The sequence below is a fragment of the Vibrio sp. Vb1980 genome (assembly GCF_033338615.1).
GTDB lineage: Bacteria > Pseudomonadota > Gammaproteobacteria > Enterobacterales > Vibrionaceae > Vibrio > Vibrio alginolyticus.
This window is the reverse complement of record NZ_JAWOSZ010000001.1, coordinates 68,343-85,282: the sequence shown is the minus strand read 5'-3', so window position 1 is coordinate 85,282 and position 16,940 is coordinate 68,343. Positions and strand designations below refer to the sequence as shown.

The window sequence follows — 16,940 nt, the reverse complement described above, 5'->3', positions numbered from 1 at the left end:
TGTTTGCATGTTGAGTGTTTGAGGAAAGCTCTAGACCGTAAAGCGACCGACCAAGTCGTACAGTTCGTTGGCTTTGTGGTTAAGGTTGCCACTGCCTGCTCGGTTTTGGTTGGCAAGGTGTGCCGATTGGCTGCTTTGTTGAGAGATGACTTCGATACGTTGTGAAATCTCTTGGCCAACTTGGCTTTGCTCTTCAGTTGCCGTTGCGATAAGCGTGTTCATGTCCATGATGTTAGCAATTGCGGCTTGGATTTCTTGCAGTGCGGCAGAGGCTGCTCGTGCTTCTTCTACCGTTGCTTCACCACGCGCTTGGCTTGAACCCATGGCTTTCACTGCCGCATCCGAGCCAGACTTCAACTGCTCGATCATTTGGTGAATTTCGCCTGTGCTGTCTTGAGTGCGACTTGCCAGTTTACGGACTTCATCGGCAACGACTGCGAAGCCGCGACCTTGTTCACCAGCACGGGCTGCTTCAATGGCTGCGTTCAGTGCCAATAGGTTGGTTTGCTCGGCGATGTCTTGAATAACCTCTAGCGAAGAAGAAATGTTTTTTACGTCGCTCTCTAAACGAGAAATCACCGTGCTGGCTTCTGACACTTCTAGCGCGAGCGCTTCGACAGAGTTCGCTGCTGAATCAACAATGTGTTTTGCTTGTTGTGAGTTTTCATCGGCGTCTCTGGCTGATTGCGCTGCTTGGTTAGCGTTGTTTGAAATCTCGTGCGCCGTTGCTGTCATCTCGGTCATTGCCGCAGCGACCTGTTCGGTTTCTTCACGTTGACCTGAAGCTAACTCGTCCACTTGCGATGCACGCTGTGACATCTCGTTGGTCTCTGAAACCACTTCTTGTCCGACATGGCTAACACTCTTGATGATGCCTTGCAGGCTTTCAACGAAGATATTGAAGTTGCGGCTCAGCTGCGTGAACTCCGGCACGCTCGATTCTTCCATGCGCGCGGTTAAATCTGCATCGCCTTGTGCGAAAGAGTGAATTGAAGCATCAAACTGCTCAATAGGCTTCATGATACTGCGGTTAACAAACACGGCAAAGACTGCAACTATCGCTGTAATCGAGGCACAAAACAGGGCTATCGCAGTTAGTGTGGTGTTGAGATCTTCGTGTGCGGCTTTTTCCATGTCTGCCACAATGGCGTCGATATCGTCCGTGTAGAAACCCGTTCCTAACATCAAGTTCCATTCAGGAATAAAGACTGAGTAGCTGAGTTTCGGTAGTGCTTCACTCTGACCGAGTTTCGGGAAGTAATAAGTCGTGAACTCGCCAGTTTTGGCATTTTTTAACAAATCCTGAATCAGGTAATTGCCTTTCTTGTCCTGCAAGTTATAGAAGTTTTCCCCGATGCCTTTGGTGTTTTTACCCACCACGACGCGAACGCCTTTTGAATCATAACCAAAGATGTAGCCGGATTGACCAAACTCTAGTTGTTTCAAGATAGGCAGAGCCTCTTCCAGTGGGGCATTTTGTGCGAGTAGCGGCTCGACAGCGGAACGCGCCATTTGTACGTAGCTTTTGAGTTCGGCTTTTTTCATCTCCATCATTCGACTTCGAGTTTGCTCAATCTCGTGCTCGTTGTAGGCTGTGGTTTGTACGTAGGTGAACCACATCATGCCTATTGCCATAGTTAGAATTGGAATTATTGAAAGGATATATAGTCGTTTTCTGATCGTCAGATTCATAGAGACGTCCTTCTCTCGGCGCAGCGTTACAAGTGACAAGCTGAATAAGCTTGCCTGATAAAAGTGTTAATACTTATTGTTGTAATGCTTAGAGATTAACCGAGTTACTCAATCAGAAGTACTGGAAATTTGTAAATCTAGACGAAGGTCGTAGCATTTTTAAGCGGGATCACAATTAACGTGAACACGACCCACTATTGCAACGAGAAGTCCCTGTTAACCAATATGAGACGCGATACCTATTCTTTGCGAATTTGAGGTAAAGCCAGTCAGCAACAGGTTTAACGAGGCGCCAACGCAGTGGAGCGTAGAGCCAACCGCGACCAACTAATTGCCACGCACGATGAGTCACGTCCAACCCAAGCAGAAGCTCCCCCTTTTCGTTGAGGGCGTGCAAAATGGTGTTGGCTTGTTCAGGATCGATCTGCGGATAATCTGCGAATGCATCACTATAGATATCGACGGTTTTGATGTGCTGCTTGGCATCGCGTTGTTTTAGCGCCTTCATCTCTTTGGCACAAAGCGGGCAGGTTCCGTCATAAAATATGGTGAGTTTTGTCATTGCGGTTTTCTTATTTGAGATTTTCTAATCGCTTTTACGTGGCGAATTTTCTTTTGGTTCATTGTTTTGCAAGTAATGCAGCCAATTGTCGCGAATGTTGCCGTAATTGAATTGGCAGAACTCTTTGCGATCACGCAGGTAGTCTTTTTCTACTTCATCGAGTAAGGCTTTGTATTGCTCAGGATCACTACCGTACACCAAACATAACGTTGAAAAGTAACGCTGCAAATCAAAGCTGTGTTCGTCAATGTACTCGCCAAAATCGTAGTAGTCCGGTCTGTCGTCGGATTCGAATGCGAACATGTCGGCGGCGCTAATGGCCATATCTGCGCCATCTTCTAGGAAGTCAATCATTAAAATAGTGGCAAAATTATCGACCGCATCTTCTTCTTTTCCGAGAACAGGGATGCTTTGATCTTCGATGTAAGCATGTCCAGCTTCATGAAGTAAAGTGTGCAATAACGTATCTAGCGCCCCTGTTTTTGGGGATTTTCCGAAGCGTTCTTCATACTGATTATTGGAGAAGTAATTGAGCGACTCCAAATAAAAAGTGTAAGGAACGTATATTGTGTGTGTATCAGGATCATACATTGGACCATCTTCTCCGCCGTAAACCAGCGTGAGAGCTTGATCAAATGGAAAGTAGGCCTGAGACAGCTCAACAAAGATGGTGTTTACATCGCTGCTTTGAATAGATTGTTGGGCGATTTTTTCATGAGTTGTCTCTATGGGAGAATATTGAATACGAATGTTTTCAGCTGCTGTAGCTGATGAGACGATGCTGAGTAATAGCGCAGCGCAAAGCGAATGAATGTTCATGTGGGACTCTTGTTATTGAATAACTTGTATAAAAAATTATACATGTTTTTGTCTGATGCATAGTTGGGGGTGTACTCATTAGCCAAAGTCGGGACGTCGGTCTCGAAAAGCAATCATGATAACATCGCATATTTCGGCTGCTTGGTTCTCTAGGGCGTTTATCAAGACCTCTTGGATAAGAACGGCGGTGAAGTTATTAGCTATGCATCGTATTCTAAGAAGCTTACTGAGTAACTGTGCTTCGATTTTTATCTGTGAAAATGATAATAGGCAGTTAATCATTGCAAGGTTTAACTATGGGGGTGGTGAATGTCACTGAATTGAAGAAAATTATCAGCGATATGTTATAATCCTGCTCCGTTGTGACGAAAACGTTTGTTGCAGCCTGAGAGTTTCCTTGGATTCGGCTCGTTTATACACCATGAGCCAGAGTTGAAAAGCTACGACAGGAACAGGCAAACCCAATTGTTTTGAACGCGCTCTCGGCGTTTAGCGGTTACAACGGGAAGGAACTTTGTTTGATAGTAATTGACACATTCTGTTTAAGTAAGGGAGCCCGAAGTGGTTCAGAAAGTGTCACCCAGAATTTACTCACAACACAACACCCCAAGCGATAACGCACAGGTATTGCGAGGGGCCATTTGAAGGAGCTGTATCAGCTCCTTTCACATTTAAGGGCTTGCTAACAGCGTAAAAACTGACACATCGCTTAAGGAGCGCCCCTTAAACTAGCCTAAGGCGCATCTACACCAACTTTTTGAGTATTTTCGAAACAATAAAGCGAGAAAATTTGCTATTGAACGAAGGTTAAACTAACACTCATTCATTACGGAGAATGAAGAGAACAATAATAAGAGGCGATATGAATCATTTAATATCTGTAGGTGCACTGGAGTCCTTCTTGGTCGCAATCAGTGTGCTTTTCCTGGGGCATTTTATTAATGCTAAGCTACCGATTTTAAAGAAATTCAACATACCTGAGCCGATTGTAGGTGGTCTTATTGTGGCCTGCATGATTACTGCTCTTCATTTCAACGGCATCGACTTAGAGTTCGACTTGCCATTACAAAATACGTTTATGTTAATGTTTTTTGCGACAGTTGGTTTGGCCGCAAATTACACTCAGTTGATGAAAGGAGGTGCGAAGGTTTTTATCTTCTTAGCTGTCGCATCGTTTTACATCATCATACAAAACGGCGTTGGCGTTTCACTTGCGGCGGCGCTCGGTTTAGATCCTTTGATGGGGTTAATTGCTGGCTCGATTACTCTGTCAGGTGGTCATGGTACAGGTGCTGCGTGGTCACAAACCTTTCAAGACGTGTATGGATTGGATAACGTCTTAGAAATTGCAATGGCATCAGCGACTTTTGGTTTGATCATCGGCGGTATCATTGGTAGCCCTGTAGCGCAGCGTCTGGTGGAAAAGAACAGCATAGAGTCTGAGTATGGTCGTGGTGGTCGAGATGCCAAAACTCACGAGAAATTCCCGGAGTTGGTGACTTACAATGAATACGAAGAAGATAAAGTAACGGCGAAAAAAGTGGTGGAGAAACTCTTCTTCCTACTGATCTGTGTTACTGGGGCCAAGTATGTCGAGCAATGGGTAAGCACGTATGAAATCTCATGGCTGATGATTCCAGACTTCGTATATGCGCTATTCATTGGTGTGATCATTACGAATTTCTTGGAAGTGACCAAGATTCGTAAGTTAGATGCCGAAACGGTCGATATGTTAGGTACGGTATCGCTATCTCTGTTCCTAGCGATGGCTCTGATGAGCTTGAAGTTATGGAATATCTTTGATCTAGCGATTCCATTCTTGGTTATTTTAGCTGTGCAGTCTGTCGTCTTAGCTATCTTTACGTACTATGTTACGTTCAAAGTGATGGGAAGCAACTACGATGCTGCGGTTATTGCAGGGGGGCACTGCGGTTTTGGCTTGGGTGCAACCCCAACAGCCGTAATGAACATGGGTTCAATCGTTAACCGATTTGGCCCGTCGCCACAAGCATTTATGGTGGTGCCAATTGTGGGCGCTTTCTTTATCGACATCGTCAACTTAATTATCTTGCAAGGCTACATTTCATTCCTTGGTTAAAGTTAAGTGGATGAGCTCCTAGAGGCGAAATAAAACGGTCACAACACTGGTTGTGACCGTTTTTTTATGACTTGGTTTGGTCGTTTATTGAACGAAGCATTATTGGATAGTTCGGCGGAACTTGAGGCTAGCTGTCCAACCAAGAATACCAATGAAGGCGTAAATGCCAACGTTTAACCAACCCGCTTGAGGAATGGCATTGAATGGGTTTGGTGTAATAATGGCGTGCAGCGGAAGGTAAAGCACTTCGGAGAAAAACTGATCTAGCCCGTAGAAACCAAAAAGTGCGATAGGCATCCAACGCAGCGCATAAATGGCGATAAACAAAATGACCAGTGGTGAGTTCACTTTTTGTGAAATAGCCATCGCAGTTAATGCCAGCGGTAACAGCAGAATACCGGCGAACAACATTCTGATTAAAAACTCTCCCCAATGCAGCAGCACGTAACCTAACGAGGCTTGGCGGTACAATAAAGCCAATTGGTGATCAGTAGAGATGTTCAGCAACCACAACATTAAATTTGCAGCGAGTACGAGCACCGAGCAGACAAGCGGAATCACCAATAAGCCAAATCCTAGCTTCACTAAATGGGTTTTTATGTCACTGACAGGCATACTGCGCCAAAACATAATGCTGCCTTCCGCCCGTTCTTTGCGTAGCGTTCTTGGGAAGTACTGAACGGCTAACAAGATAGACAGCAGCCCTGCTCCTCCGGTAATCAACGTATTGACATCATCACCAAGCTCTTTGTGAATGTCACTGACATCGCCACCAAAGCTCATTTGGAAAAACATATTGTGTTGTAGAGTGTCGTTACTCATTAAACTCACAAAGAGAATAACTCCACACGCCAACACAAACAGTGGAATACGTAAAACAAGAGGGTTCTCTAACCACTCTTTTTGCAACATCGCGACAACTGAACGCATTACGCTGCCTCCTTCTGCAATGCTAAAAATAGATCCGCTAACTTCACCCCATGGATGGAGCCCATTGTTTCTGCTTGTTGGGCATATTGGGCTTTGAGTAACCATTTCGTTGAACCGAGGCCTTTTTGTGACGAGAGTGGGTTCATCGCTTCAATTTGTGTGCGGTGCTCGTCGTTGGCTTCAAGAATGAAATAGTCTTCACTGATACTGTCCATCGAGGTTTGCAGAACGGGGCGACCATGCTTAAGAATCAGAACATCTGTCAGCAAGTGCTCAATCTCTGATACTTCATGACTGGCGATGATCAACACGCGCTCGCCGTCGTGAAACCATTCCAATAAGTGACGATAAAACGTCTCGCGATACACGAGATCTAACCCGAGTGTCGGTTCATCCAATATGAGGATTTGGGTGTTGGTCGCGATCACAATCGCGAGGTGTAATTGCACCTTCATCCCTTTGGATAAAGATTTGATACGCGCACGAGGTTTGATGTCCGTTTGACGAAGTAGCGTATCTGCTTGGGCGCGATTGAACCCTGGGTGCACGCCCTCGGTATAGTTAAGCAGTTGAGCAACGGTCATCCAATCTGGCAGAACGTTGACATCCGAGATGTAGGATAAGCTCTGCATTATCTTGTCGCGTTGCATAATGGGTTCAAATCCGTTGATACGAATAGTGCCCTGATATTCATGTGCACCGAGTAGGGCATTAATAAGCGTTGATTTACCTGCGCCATTATGGCCGAGTAAGCCAAGTACTTGTCCTGCATGTAGGTCGAAACTCACTTCATGCAGTGCTTCTCCTTGTTGCTGATATTGCTTGGAGACGTTGTTTACACTGACTAATGCGCTCATTGGTCACCTTTCAAGTGTGGTTTTAGTTGTTGAATGAATTCGTCGAGTGACATATCCAGACGCTGTATTGTGTCGGCTATCTGCGGAATTTGTTGCTGAAGAAAACGTGCCTTCTCGTCTGCGAGTAATTTGAGCTTTGCTCCTGAAGCGACAAACATACCTTGACCGCGTTTTTTCTCCACTAGCCCGTCATCAACAAGCAATTGATAGCCTTTCATAACGGTGAGGTGGTTAATTTTCATATCTGCAGAGATGCTACGGACGGAGGGCAGAGCATCGCCTTCTTGCCAGACACCTTGCAGTATTTGCTGCGTGATCTGGTCTGCCAACTGTCGAAATATCGGTTGGCGATCATGCCAATTAGTCATGAGTGAATCTCTTGGTTGAGATGGTGTTATATATATGTATAACACCTAGTGCATTAGAGAGAAAGTAATAATTTAAAACCTAGTGTATCCGCCTGTCTCATTCGCTCTAAATATCCACCTATGTGGTCGTTGTTTTGAGGTTTTGTTTTATATGGAAATTAATTGCTTCTCATAAGTTGAGAAGTGTTGTTTTTCTCGTCCCATCAATACACTTATCGCCTGTTCTAAATGAATATTCTCACTGAATGATAATTAGCATAATTTTAGGTCTGCCTATTTCTTACTTGATGAGAATTGATGGTCAAAGAGGCCTAGAAAACAAAAGTTTCGAGAGGCAATCTGACTGGCTTAGGCACCTATCTCACGTTGAGCGCGTGCTCAATGAATGAGAAAGAGTAGAGTAAAGAGGTCTCATGAATCAGGTAATATCTATCGGCCCACAGGAGTCGTTCCTCGTCGCAATTTGCGTGTTGTTTTTAGGGCAGTTCATCAATACCAAGTTACCAACCTTAAAAAAATTTAATATTCCAGAGCCAATTGTTGGGGGTCTAGTGGTCGCTTGCGTCATCACGACGATGCACTTAAACGGTGTGGATGTATCCTTTGATTTACCACTGCAAAACGTCGTTATGCTGATGTTTTTTGCAACCGTTGGCTTAGCGGCAAATTACACCCAACTGATTAAAGGCGGTGCGAAGGTTTTCATCTTCCTAGTTGTGGCATCGGTCTACATTCTTATCCAAAATGCGGTCGGCGTGTCCTTAGCAACAGCGTTGGGGTTAGATCCACTCATGGGGTTGATCGCCGGATCCATTACGCTTTCTGGCGGACATGGAACTGGAGCTGCGTGGTCGCAAACTTTTCAAGAAATGTATGGTTTGCATAATGTTCTAGAGGTGGCAATGGCTTCTGCTACATTTGGCTTGGTGATGGGAGGGATTATTGGCAGCCCTGTTGCACAAAAGCTACTAAACAAACACAACTTGGAATCGGAATACGGACGCACCAATCAAAGTCATCAGAGTTTCCCTGAACTGGTGACGTACAACGAACATGAGGAAGATCGTGTCACAGCGAAAAGAGTCGTTGAAAGCTTGTCCATCATTCTACTTTGCGTGACAGGCGCGAAGTATCTCGAGAGTTGGGTAAGCAGTTTTGACATCAAGTGGTTAATGATTCCCGATTTTGTTTATGCGCTGTTTATTGGTGTTGTTATCACTAACATCATGGAAGTGACGAAGGCGCGCAAGGTTGATTTAGAAACCGTTGATATTCTTGGCACGGTTGCACTATCTCTATTTCTTGCCATGGCCTTGATGAGTTTGAAATTGTGGAATATTTTCGATCTTGCGATCCCATTCCTTATTATTCTTGCTATTCAGTCGGCTGTGTTGGCGATGTTCACTTACAACGTAACATTCCGCATGATGGGAGGCAACTACGATGCGGCGGTGATCGCTAGCGGACACTGCGGTTTTGGGTTAGGTGCTACACCGACTGCAGTCATGAATATGGGCTCCATCGTGAGTCGATATGGTCCATCACCACAAGCATTTATGGTGGTTCCAATTGTCGGTGCATTCTTCATCGACATTGTGAATTTAGTGATTTTGCAAGGATGCATCGCTTTTATTAAATAACATTCGCTTTTTTACCGAAATAACAAAGCCAGCACCTATACGCTGGCTTTGCTATTTGTAACACGAAATCTTGTTTGCCTGACTTCAAGCCGTGAAATCAATGCGTTACTATGACGACATAGTGTTCAATTTTGCAGCAGCATGAGGTACCCACATGTCTGAAAAAATATCGACGTCGGCATTAGCGAAAATGCGCAAGGTAGAAGCTAAGCTGCTGTTTGCCGATCTCAAACGTGCAGGCTACATCGTTCGCCAAGATGAAAAGTGGATTTTGACCGAAGAGGGGGCAAAGTTTGGCGGTGAGTATGTGGATCACCCTAAATTTGGCCAGTTCATCGTCTGGCCGACCAACTTACATATTGAGCTGACTCCCAGCTCAGGGAAAACATTGAGCGCGACACAACTGGGTGAAAAGCTGAAATTGAATGCGAAGCGCATGAATCAGCTTTTGAGTGAACTGGGTTGGTTGACCAAATCCGAAGAGGGATGGAGTGTCACTGAAGCTGGTGTGCGCGCTGGTGGACAGCAAAGAACCGATAAAGAAACACAAAATACCTTTGTCGTATGGCACGATGTGGTGCTGCGTAACAAGCGTCTTAAGCAGTCTGTCATTGAGTTTTTAGGGCAAGACGCGGAGTCACATTCTACGGATAAATCGTACTCAAGCTTTCGCCAAAAATTTGAAGCCAAGCACCGAACATTAGATGGGCATTACGTGCGCTCTAAGGGGGAGTTGCTCATCGACAACTGGCTGTACTTGGCTGGTGTTGTGCACGCTTATGAGCGTCAGTTGCCGATTGACCAAGATGTCACTAGCGATTTTTACTTGCCAGGTGGCAAAGTCTATTTGCAATTTTGGGGAAGTGACGATGGGGAGATGGCTCAGGCCGACCGTGAGACCATTCGTACTGTTTATGAGCAGCATCATTTCAATCTTATCGAAGTCGAACCGAGTGAACTAGACAAGTTGGATGAAGTGCTTCCTAAGCGTCTTCGTCAGTTTGGTATTAAAGCTTATTGACGACTTAAGCCCGCTGTTCAGATAAGAAAAAACCCGTGTTCAACACGGGTTTTGTATTTTTAGTGTGTTTCTAGGCTGCCATCCTATGGGTTAAAAGCCTTTGATGTTTTCTGCTTCTAGCTCAGAGAAGTACTTCACTGTCTTCACTTTCAGTTCTTGTTGAGCTGGTTCGTCGCATACGATCACCGCTTTAGGGTGAAGTTGAAGAGCAGAAACTGTCCATAGGTGGTTTACACAACCTTCCACGGCTGCTTCAAGTGCCTGAGCTTTGTTATGGCCAGTGACCAAGATCATCACTTCCTCTGAGTCTAGAAGCGTACCAACACCGATAGTCAGCGCGTATTTAGGCACTTGGTTGATATCGCCGTCAAAGAAGCGAGAGTTCGCAATGCGAGTGTCTTCAGTGAGGGTCTTGATGCGAGTACGAGAAGAAAGAGATGACGCTGGCTCGTTGAACGCGATGTGACCGTCGTTACCCACGCCGCCCATGAACAGGTTGATCTTGCCGTAAGACTTAATTTTGTCTTCGTAACGCTTACATTCTGCGTCGTGATCGTCTGTGTTACCGTTCAGTAGGTTGATATTTTCTTCTTGAATATCAATGTGATTAAAGAAGTTGTTGTACATGAACGAGCGGTAAGATTCTGGGTGATCCGCAGGGATGCCAATGTACTCATCCATGTTAAAAGTCACGACGTTTTTGAAGCTGACTTCGCCGGCTTGGTAAAGCTCGATTAGGGCTTTGTAGGTTGCTAGAGGAGTGCCACCAGTTGGTAGACCCAGAACGAATGGACGCTCAGCAGTAGGTTTAAAGTCGTTGATACGCTTAGCGATATGCGCAGCTGCCCACTTACCTACTTGTGCTGCTCGAGTTAACGGGATAAGTCTCATTTTGTGCCCCTAGTTATTGGAATTGACGATGTACTGAAACATTAATTCGCATTATAAAATAAGCAATGGCGAACTGCTATTGTTTTAGGTCAAAATTTTGCTTTTTCTTTAACCAATGTTGGTTTTGTCGACGATTTTTATATCTAAATGCTTTTATAAGACGACTTTTCACAAAGAAATTGCATTATGAAACTGACGAATCAATAGATAAAATTTATGATCTAAATTAAGTTCTGCCTTCGCACTTAACCTTGTTTTTTAACAACCTACAGAGTGCGAAATCGCACACGAACTTCAAATATTATGGGTTAGATATGGCATGGCGCTCATTCTTTAACCATAATTGAAATGTGTAAACCAGTGAGGAATTCGGTATGAAAAATGAGTTAGATCCGAGCAAAGTACTACAGGCTTACGAATGTGTGATGAACAACGGTACACCAACCGAATTTGGTAAAATGTATGAAGGTGTAGAAGCCTTTTCTGACTACGATGGGTACAACGTTTTCTTGAGAGGAAATGGTGTTGAGCTAAAAATTGGCTTCCACAACACCTATCACTTGGAATATGACCAAGAGCATTTGAAAGAGAGCTTTCTGAAAAAGATTGCGACGCTCGCCAAGTAAACGGTCATCACCCAAATATTAAAAAAGCCCTTGGGAGAATGCCCCCTTGGGCTCTAGGAGAAGAAATGAGCTTGTCTTGCTCGCTCAGTAAAGTCAAACGAGCTTTCGCCTACTGCTAGAAAAAGGCGAGAACTAGGTTATTGGTTATTAATCGTCTTCAACCAAACTCTCTTCAATGTATTCTTCTGTGGCGTCAGGCTTGTTACGACCATTTAGCGTATGGAAGCGCTTGCGACCACGAGCAAGTTGGGTGTACTTTAGCCACGTACGCTCAAGTTTTGTTTTTGCTTTGCCCGGGTTTTCTAACACCTTGATGAAGTGTTTCTCTTCGCTGTTTTCAGGTGTTAATTCGCCTGACTCTAAGCCAAGCATTGTATCCCCATAAATTGTTAGGATTTCCTCTTCTGAAAGAGTAAAATCGCCAGACTTTGCAAAGCCGCGTGGGAATTTTACGTTATCGTAAAAACGTTTTTTGCCATGACGGAATTCAGTGTCAGACATGTCAACAGCCTCTGTAACCGTTATTGATGAATGTAGTGAACTTACGGCGAAAATTAGGCTTAAATCTAACAAAAGAAAAACAAAACTTTTTTGTCGTCATGATTTTAATTAGTTGTTAATCTGGTTTTATATTAACCAGGAGATGGTTTATGGATGTAAAAGTCTTTCGAACATTTTTAGAGCTGGCAAGAGTTCGTCACTTCGGACGTGCTGCTGAGAACCTTTATATTACCCAAGCCGCTGTGAGCGCACGTATCAAACAATTGGAAAGTTACTTCGATACGCAATTGTTTATTCGTGATCGAAATAACATAAAGTTGACCTCTGCAGGTGAGCGCTTAATCAGCTATGCCGAGGTAATGGTCACTACATTGCAACAAGCGAAGCTAGAATTATCGCTTGAAGATGGCAAAGCGCTGCAACTAACGTTAGGTGGCACGCCAAACATTTGGGACGCTTATTTACAGAATTGTTTAAGTGTCGTCACAGATTCGTTTGGTGGTTATGGCTTCATGGCAGAAGTGATGGGACGTGAGATGCTCAGTCGTAGCTTGCTAGAGCGCACGTTAGATATGGCATTTGCGTTCGATCAGATCAAAGCTGATGAGCTTAACTGTAAAAAAGTGGCAGATGTTGTTCTCGTTCTGGTATCAACTGAGAAAGATTCTTTAGACACCGTTTTCGAAAACAAATATGTGTACGTTGACTGGGGGACGCGTTTCTCCTCGGAGCATTCTGAACGTCACCCTAAGATTCCGGCTCCATATTTACGCACTTCAACAGCGCGTATCGCATTGGACTTTATTTTAGAGAAGGGTGGAGCCGCGTACTTACCAATCTCTCTCGTGGAGCCATTTATCGCTAATGGGCAGCTTCACAAGGTGTCTGGAGTAGAAGATTGGTGTCGCCCTATCTATTTGAGCTATCGTAAAGCTAGCTCGTCTGTAGACGCAATTAAGCAAGTGGAAGAAATTGTCAAAGAGATCGATCCACTGACCGCTTACAGTTTTCAGCAAATTGGTTCTGGCACTTCCGACGAATAGCGTTGAATGAAAAGTCAGAAAAACGAAAAAGCCGCCTTGAGAAATCAAGGCGGCTTTGTTTTTATCTCGATGAATCGATAGTTATGGTAAGTCAAACAACAGGGCTGTTGTGCTTTCGTTTGATGTATTGCGCAAAACAACCTTACTCTGGTGTTCAATCTTCACGCCGTCGCCAGCCGTCAAAGTGGTATTGTCGACACTAAGGCTCCCAGTCACTTGATGGATGAATAGATTTCGGCCTGACTCAATCTCAAAGTTTAGTTCGCTACTTGGCTCAAGAATTAACTGATGCAAAGTCGCATCTTGCTTAATAAGTAGCGTGCCGTTTTCTCCAGTTGGAGTTGCGATAGTCGTTAACCCAGGATTGCGCCCAAAATCTTTTTGCTGATAACCTGGTTTGGTTCCAAATGTGTTTGGTTGAATCCAAATCTGTAGAAACCGCAGCGTATCTTGGTTCGACGCATTGTACTCACTGTGGTAAATCCCTTTCCCTGCCGACATGAGTTGGAATTCACCTGCAGGTAGTGTTTTGACGTTACCTTCACTGTCTTTGTGTGCGATAACACCTTCCAACACATAGCTGATGATCTCCATATCACGGTGGCCATGTGTATCAAAACCCGCGCCAGGCTTGACTACATCGTCATTAATGACTCTCAGCTCAGAAAAGCCCATATGTTGAGGATCGTAGTAGCTACCAAAAGAAAACGTATGTTTGCTATCAAGCCAGCCAAAGTTTGCTCGACCTCGGTCTGCTGCATGTCTTACCGTAATCATAAGGCCTCCTTAAGAGAGCTTTTTGTTTAAAAAGTTATCTAACGCTGCTTTACCTGCGCCAGAGAACGCCAGAGAAACGCTTGCTGCCAGTAATGCTAAGCCAAACTCGTAACCGTTGTTTGCCATGAATAGGCCATTTTCAAAGTGGACAGAGAATATCGCTACCACCATCGTGAACGCCAAAGCAACCGCTGCTGGTCGAGTTAGCAGACCAAGTAAAATGAACAAGCCGCCAAAGAACTCTGCGCTGCCCGCAAGTAACGCCATGAGCACGCCAGGACCTAAACCGATAGATGCCATCCACTGACCTGTGCCTTCTAGCCCGTAGCCACCAAACCAGCCAAATAGTTTTTGTGCGCCGTGCGCCATAAAGATAATGCCGATTGGAACGCGAAGTGATAGTGCGCTGTAACCTGCGTTTGACGTGGTAATTTTCTGTAATAGTGCTTTCATGATTCTGTCCTCTGACTCTTTTCAATGAGTGGGAAGCGTGTGCTCCCGTGCTGTTGAGAACAGTTTAGGTAGAGGCGAACATAAAAATAACGGGAGGATTTTGATAAACTCGTTCTAAAAAGTTGAATAGTTGGTTTTTATTTATTTAAATCAATGCCTTGATTTTTATATTCGAGTGTTTATTTGCAGATTATTGTCTGTTTTAAATCAAGGTCTGTCATTATTTTCGATAAACATTTTTTCTGTTAAACAAAAAAAGAGCACATGTACTGTGCTCTATTGCTTTCGCTTTTAACAAGGGAGAAAGGTGTGTTAAAGAAAACCGTCAGAGGTTCATTAAGCTCTCTAATGACTCCTCTACATTGTTGTAGTGATAAGTTCGAATATTACGTCCATCCGTCGCATTAATCTGAATTTCTGAGATCTCGTTATCTGAGTCTCGTTCGATAATTCCAATAGAATGATCTACGGATTTACTGGTAATAACCTTTTGGTTTCTTAATACAATTACGCAAGTATGTAAGTCCATGCCAATTCCCTTTAGCCGACGTTGTTGTGATGTTCTGGATCTAACTTTAGTGTACAAAAGCGCTAATGCCAATAAATCTCAATATTGAGTTCCGAAAATGGCTAATTGTGGGCGCTTAAGCAAGCTACAATAACACTATATTGAACGATGCCTATGAACAATAAATGACAAAAGGCATGAGCAAGGAAAGCACTATGTTTATTCACCCCCATACCTCACTGACCTTCGAGCAGTGTCACAAGGCGCGAGTCGCGCGAGACAGTCGTTTTGATGGGCGATTTTATGTGGCGGTAAAAACAACGGGAATCTTTTGTCGTCCGATTTGCCCGGCAAATTTGCCTAAAGAAGAAAATGTTGAGTATTTCGCTGATAAGACGCAAGCCCTTCAAGCAGGGTATCGTCCGTGTTTACGCTGTCGACCTGATAGCGCGCCTGGATCTTGGGCATGGAAAGGTGTCGAGACGACCTTTCAACGAGCGATTTCGTTAATTGATAGAGGGGAGTTGCATCACCATTCGGTGTCTGAGTTGGCTGAGCGTGTTGGGATTTCTGACCGTTACTTACGTATGTTGTTTGAGCAGTATTTAGGTATGTCACCCAAGCAGTATGCGCAATATCAGCAATTAATGTTCGCCAAACAGTTGCTTCACTCCAGCTCTATGTCGGTCACCGACGTGGGGTTTGCGTCAGGTTTTAACAGTACGCGCCGCTTTAACGATGCTTTTCAAAAGTTTCTCAAACTAACGCCTTCTCAAGTACGCCGTAAAGAGTTTGATGGTGCGGGTTGCAATCGAATTGCCTTACCTTATCGAGGTGAGTTGAATTGGTCGCACATGTTGGACTTCTATCGTTTGCGAGCGGTTGAGGGAGTTGAGCTGGTGAGTGATGAGAGTTATCAGCGCAACGTTTTTTTGGATGACAGCAAAGCCTGGTTTAAAGCGACAAAAGGTGAAGGATACTTAGAACTGGTGTTTGAAATTGAAGACGTAACGAAGCTGCAAAACTTGGTGTCTGACATTCGTCGTATGTTCGATCTTGACGCTGATATTTGTACTGTTGAGCAGCATTTGGAGTATGTTGCGCCTGGGCTCGTGTCGAGTAAAGGTATTCGTATTCCTGGTGTATGGAGTGCATGGGAAGCAGGGGTTAGAGCGATTTTAGGCCAGCAAGTGTCGGTTAAAGCTGCGATTGGTCAACTTAACTTATTGGTGGCCACACTTAGTGGAGAGTCAGAAAAACGTTTTTTCCCGACTCCCAGTGATATTGCGAACTCCGACGTGAGCTTTTTGCGCATGCCGCAAAGCCGTAAAGAGACGCTAGTGCGCTTCGCCCAGTTTATGCAGGACAACTCAGAAGCTGACCCCCAGCAGTGGCTAACTTTGAAAGGCATTGGACCTTGGACCGTCAGTTATGCTCAACTGCGAGGGCAATCTCAACCCGATTGCTTTCTAGATAAAGACTTAGTGGTGAAAAAGGCGATGCAGCGTTACCCATCACTGAATACGCACACTGCGGCCCCTTGGGGAAGCTACGCGACGTTTCACTTATGGAATCAATCATGAAAACATTTTATACCGAAATGCCGAGTCCACTAGGAACGGTGACTATCCAATCGAACGCTGAGGGCTTACTTGGCATTTGGTTTGAAACATGCACCACTAAGCCGAGTGAGCTGGGAGTGCGAGACGAGCAGCATCCGGTTTTGCGCCAAGCTGTCACCCAACTGGATGAATACTTTGCTGGTCTGCGCAACGAATTCGACTTGCCCCTTGCAGCGACAGGCACTGATTTTCAAAATCAAGTTTGGCAGGCACTAACGACCATTCCATATGGGGAAACGTGGAGCTATCAAGATCTTGCGAATGCGATAGGTAACCCTAAAGCTGTGCGTGCTGTTGGGTTAGCAAATGGGAAGAATCCGATTTCTATCGTGGTGCCTTGTCATCGCGTTATTGGCAAAAGCGGAAAACTGACTGGGTATGCAGGTGGAGTGGAGCGCAAGCAACGTTTGCTCGCGTTGGAGCAAGGTACACCGCTTTAAGTGAGGCGATTCTCATATTGGGATTAAGCGTGCTACACAGGGGGAACGATAGTGTAGAGTTTCATATTCGTTATACGAACAGAAAAAGGACA

General features: G+C 44.7%; 18 protein-coding genes. 7 read left to right on the top strand and 11 right to left on the bottom strand.

The window, feature by feature from the left end:
- Nucleotides 1-30 precede the first annotated feature (30 nt).
- The 3 genes from R7F64_RS00440 to R7F64_RS00430 all read right to left on the bottom strand — a co-directional run bounded on the left by R7F64_RS00440 (nt 31) and on the right by R7F64_RS00430 (nt 3,073).
- Nucleotides 31-1,692, bottom strand: coding sequence for a methyl-accepting chemotaxis protein (locus R7F64_RS00440; protein WP_318071359.1), 1,662 nt, complete (start codon nt 1,690-1,692; stop codon nt 31-33).
- A 175-nt stretch (nt 1,693-1,867) separates the two neighbouring features.
- Nucleotides 1,868-2,254 carry a thiol-disulfide oxidoreductase DCC family protein gene (locus tag R7F64_RS00435; protein WP_213969214.1) on the bottom strand — a complete coding sequence of 129 codons (387 nt, stop codon included), beginning with the start codon at nt 2,252-2,254 and terminating at the stop codon, nt 1,868-1,870.
- A 24-nt stretch (nt 2,255-2,278) separates the two neighbouring features.
- Nucleotides 2,279-3,073 carry a DUF4344 domain-containing metallopeptidase gene (locus tag R7F64_RS00430; RefSeq protein ID WP_053303983.1) on the bottom strand — a complete coding sequence of 265 codons (795 nt, stop codon included), beginning with the start codon at nt 3,071-3,073 and terminating at the stop codon, nt 2,279-2,281.
- A gap of 862 nt (nt 3,074-3,935) precedes the next feature.
- On the opposite strand from R7F64_RS00430, the gene gltS (R7F64_RS00425) reads away from it, so the two are divergent.
- Nucleotides 3,936-5,171 (top strand): sodium/glutamate symporter, encoded by a 1,236-nt coding sequence (gltS, locus tag R7F64_RS00425; protein ID WP_005374448.1) that lies wholly within the window; start codon nt 3,936-3,938, stop codon nt 5,169-5,171.
- 99 nt (nt 5,172-5,270) lie between these two features.
- On the opposite strand, the gene R7F64_RS00420 is transcribed toward gltS (R7F64_RS00425), so the two are convergent.
- Genes R7F64_RS00420 through R7F64_RS00410 form a run of 3 tightly spaced genes read right to left on the bottom strand, consistent with a single transcriptional unit; the run spans nt 5,271 to nt 7,326 of the window.
- Nucleotides 5,271-6,101, bottom strand: coding sequence for a hypothetical protein (locus tag R7F64_RS00420; RefSeq protein ID WP_318071358.1), 831 nt, complete (start codon nt 6,099-6,101; stop codon nt 5,271-5,273).
- The gene (locus R7F64_RS00415) at nt 6,101-6,958 is read right to left on the bottom strand and encodes an ABC transporter ATP-binding protein (protein ID WP_005383221.1); all 858 of its coding nucleotides are present in this window, start codon (nt 6,956-6,958) and stop codon (nt 6,101-6,103) included. The genes R7F64_RS00420 and R7F64_RS00415 overlap by 1 nt, the downstream gene beginning before the upstream one ends.
- The gene (locus R7F64_RS00410; RefSeq protein ID WP_005374444.1) at nt 6,955-7,326 is read right to left on the bottom strand and encodes a GntR family transcriptional regulator; all 372 of its coding nucleotides are present in this window, start codon (nt 7,324-7,326) and stop codon (nt 6,955-6,957) included. Before R7F64_RS00410 ends, R7F64_RS00415 begins: the two co-directional genes overlap by 4 nt.
- A gap of 413 nt (nt 7,327-7,739) precedes the next feature.
- On the opposite strand from R7F64_RS00410, the gene gltS (R7F64_RS00405) reads away from it, so the two are divergent.
- Together gltS (R7F64_RS00405) and R7F64_RS00400 are read left to right on the top strand one after the other, a co-directional pair.
- Complete coding sequence (gene gltS, locus R7F64_RS00405) at nt 7,740-8,966, top strand: sodium/glutamate symporter (RefSeq protein ID WP_318071357.1); 1,227 nt, start codon at nt 7,740-7,742, stop codon at nt 8,964-8,966.
- Nucleotides 8,967-9,120: 154 nt separating this feature from the next.
- The gene (locus tag R7F64_RS00400; protein ID WP_005374442.1) at nt 9,121-9,987 is read left to right on the top strand and encodes a hypothetical protein; all 867 of its coding nucleotides are present in this window, start codon (nt 9,121-9,123) and stop codon (nt 9,985-9,987) included.
- Between the two features lie 90 nt (nt 9,988-10,077).
- Here the strand turns inward: R7F64_RS00400 and nagB are convergent, their stop codons facing one another.
- Nucleotides 10,078-10,878 (bottom strand): glucosamine-6-phosphate deaminase, encoded by an 801-nt coding sequence (gene nagB, locus R7F64_RS00395; protein ID WP_005374441.1) that lies wholly within the window; start codon nt 10,876-10,878, stop codon nt 10,078-10,080.
- A gap of 374 nt (nt 10,879-11,252) precedes the next feature.
- On the opposite strand from nagB, the gene R7F64_RS00390 reads away from it, so the two are divergent.
- Nucleotides 11,253-11,504 (top strand): DUF3081 domain-containing protein, encoded by a 252-nt coding sequence (locus R7F64_RS00390; protein WP_005374440.1) that lies wholly within the window; start codon nt 11,253-11,255, stop codon nt 11,502-11,504.
- Between the two features lie 147 nt (nt 11,505-11,651).
- Here the strand turns inward: R7F64_RS00390 and R7F64_RS00385 are convergent, their stop codons facing one another.
- Complete coding sequence (locus R7F64_RS00385) at nt 11,652-12,005, bottom strand: DUF413 domain-containing protein (RefSeq protein ID WP_005374439.1); 354 nt, start codon at nt 12,003-12,005, stop codon at nt 11,652-11,654.
- 149 nt (nt 12,006-12,154) lie between these two features.
- Between R7F64_RS00385 and R7F64_RS00380 the strand changes: the two genes are divergently transcribed.
- On the top strand, nt 12,155-13,048 hold the full coding sequence (locus R7F64_RS00380; RefSeq protein WP_005374436.1) for a LysR family transcriptional regulator: 894 nt from the start codon (nt 12,155-12,157) through the stop codon (nt 13,046-13,048).
- 81 nt (nt 13,049-13,129) lie between these two features.
- Here R7F64_RS00380 and R7F64_RS00375 read toward each other — a convergent pair whose 3' ends face one another.
- The 3 genes from R7F64_RS00375 to R7F64_RS00365 all read right to left on the bottom strand — a co-directional run bounded on the left by R7F64_RS00375 (nt 13,130) and on the right by R7F64_RS00365 (nt 14,807).
- Nucleotides 13,130-13,825, bottom strand: coding sequence for a pirin family protein (locus tag R7F64_RS00375; RefSeq protein WP_318071356.1), 696 nt, complete (start codon nt 13,823-13,825; stop codon nt 13,130-13,132).
- Nucleotides 13,826-13,834: 9 nt separating this feature from the next.
- Nucleotides 13,835-14,278, bottom strand: a complete 444-nt coding sequence (locus R7F64_RS00370) for a DoxX family protein (RefSeq protein WP_005374434.1) — start codon at nt 14,276-14,278, stop codon at nt 13,835-13,837.
- A gap of 325 nt (nt 14,279-14,603) precedes the next feature.
- Nucleotides 14,604-14,807 (bottom strand): hypothetical protein, encoded by a 204-nt coding sequence (locus R7F64_RS00365; RefSeq protein ID WP_017633816.1) that lies wholly within the window; start codon nt 14,805-14,807, stop codon nt 14,604-14,606.
- A 194-nt stretch (nt 14,808-15,001) separates the two neighbouring features.
- On the opposite strand from R7F64_RS00365, the gene R7F64_RS00360 reads away from it, so the two are divergent.
- Nucleotides 15,002-16,369 carry an AlkA N-terminal domain-containing protein gene (locus tag R7F64_RS00360; RefSeq protein ID WP_064354445.1) on the top strand — a complete coding sequence of 456 codons (1,368 nt, stop codon included), beginning with the start codon at nt 15,002-15,004 and terminating at the stop codon, nt 16,367-16,369.
- Nucleotides 16,366-16,848, top strand: a complete 483-nt coding sequence (locus R7F64_RS00355; protein ID WP_005374431.1) for a methylated-DNA--[protein]-cysteine S-methyltransferase — start codon at nt 16,366-16,368, stop codon at nt 16,846-16,848. The genes R7F64_RS00360 and R7F64_RS00355 overlap by 4 nt, the downstream gene beginning before the upstream one ends.
- Nucleotides 16,849-16,940 lie beyond the last annotated feature (92 nt).

What these genes read in the sequence shown, in the direction of transcription:
- R7F64_RS00365 (WP_017633816.1), bottom strand. Translation starts at nt 14,807, where the DNA reads ATGGACTTACATACTTGCGTAATTGTATTAAGAAACCAAAAGGTTATT.
- R7F64_RS00370 (WP_005374434.1), bottom strand. Translation starts at nt 14,278, where the DNA reads ATGAAAGCACTATTACAGAAAATTACCACGTCAAACGCAGGTTACAGC.
- R7F64_RS00380 (WP_005374436.1), top strand. Translation starts at nt 12,155, where the DNA reads ATGGATGTAAAAGTCTTTCGAACATTTTTAGAGCTGGCAAGAGTTCGT.
- R7F64_RS00390 (WP_005374440.1), top strand. Translation starts at nt 11,253, where the DNA reads ATGAAAAATGAGTTAGATCCGAGCAAAGTACTACAGGCTTACGAATGT.
- R7F64_RS00410 (WP_005374444.1), bottom strand. Translation starts at nt 7,326, where the DNA reads ATGACTAATTGGCATGATCGCCAACCGATATTTCGACAGTTGGCAGAC.
- R7F64_RS00400 (WP_005374442.1), top strand. Translation starts at nt 9,121, where the DNA reads ATGTCTGAAAAAATATCGACGTCGGCATTAGCGAAAATGCGCAAGGTA.
- R7F64_RS00420 (WP_318071358.1), bottom strand. Translation starts at nt 6,101, where the DNA reads ATGCGTTCAGTTGTCGCGATGTTGCAAAAAGAGTGGTTAGAGAACCCT.
- gltS (WP_318071357.1), top strand. Translation starts at nt 7,740, where the DNA reads ATGAATCAGGTAATATCTATCGGCCCACAGGAGTCGTTCCTCGTCGCA.
- R7F64_RS00435 (WP_213969214.1), bottom strand. Translation starts at nt 2,254, where the DNA reads ATGACAAAACTCACCATATTTTATGACGGAACCTGCCCGCTTTGTGCC.
- R7F64_RS00375 (WP_318071356.1), bottom strand. Translation starts at nt 13,825, where the DNA reads ATGATTACGGTAAGACATGCAGCAGACCGAGGTCGAGCAAACTTTGGC.
- R7F64_RS00360 (WP_064354445.1), top strand. Translation starts at nt 15,002, where the DNA reads ATGTTTATTCACCCCCATACCTCACTGACCTTCGAGCAGTGTCACAAG.
- R7F64_RS00385 (WP_005374439.1), bottom strand. Translation starts at nt 12,005, where the DNA reads ATGTCTGACACTGAATTCCGTCATGGCAAAAAACGTTTTTACGATAAC.
- nagB (WP_005374441.1), bottom strand. Translation starts at nt 10,878, where the DNA reads ATGAGACTTATCCCGTTAACTCGAGCAGCACAAGTAGGTAAGTGGGCA.
- R7F64_RS00430 (WP_053303983.1), bottom strand. Translation starts at nt 3,073, where the DNA reads ATGAACATTCATTCGCTTTGCGCTGCGCTATTACTCAGCATCGTCTCA.
- R7F64_RS00355 (WP_005374431.1), top strand. Translation starts at nt 16,366, where the DNA reads ATGAAAACATTTTATACCGAAATGCCGAGTCCACTAGGAACGGTGACT.
- gltS (WP_005374448.1), top strand. Translation starts at nt 3,936, where the DNA reads ATGAATCATTTAATATCTGTAGGTGCACTGGAGTCCTTCTTGGTCGCA.
- R7F64_RS00415 (WP_005383221.1), bottom strand. Translation starts at nt 6,958, where the DNA reads ATGAGCGCATTAGTCAGTGTAAACAACGTCTCCAAGCAATATCAGCAA.
- R7F64_RS00440 (WP_318071359.1), bottom strand. Translation starts at nt 1,692, where the DNA reads ATGAATCTGACGATCAGAAAACGACTATATATCCTTTCAATAATTCCA.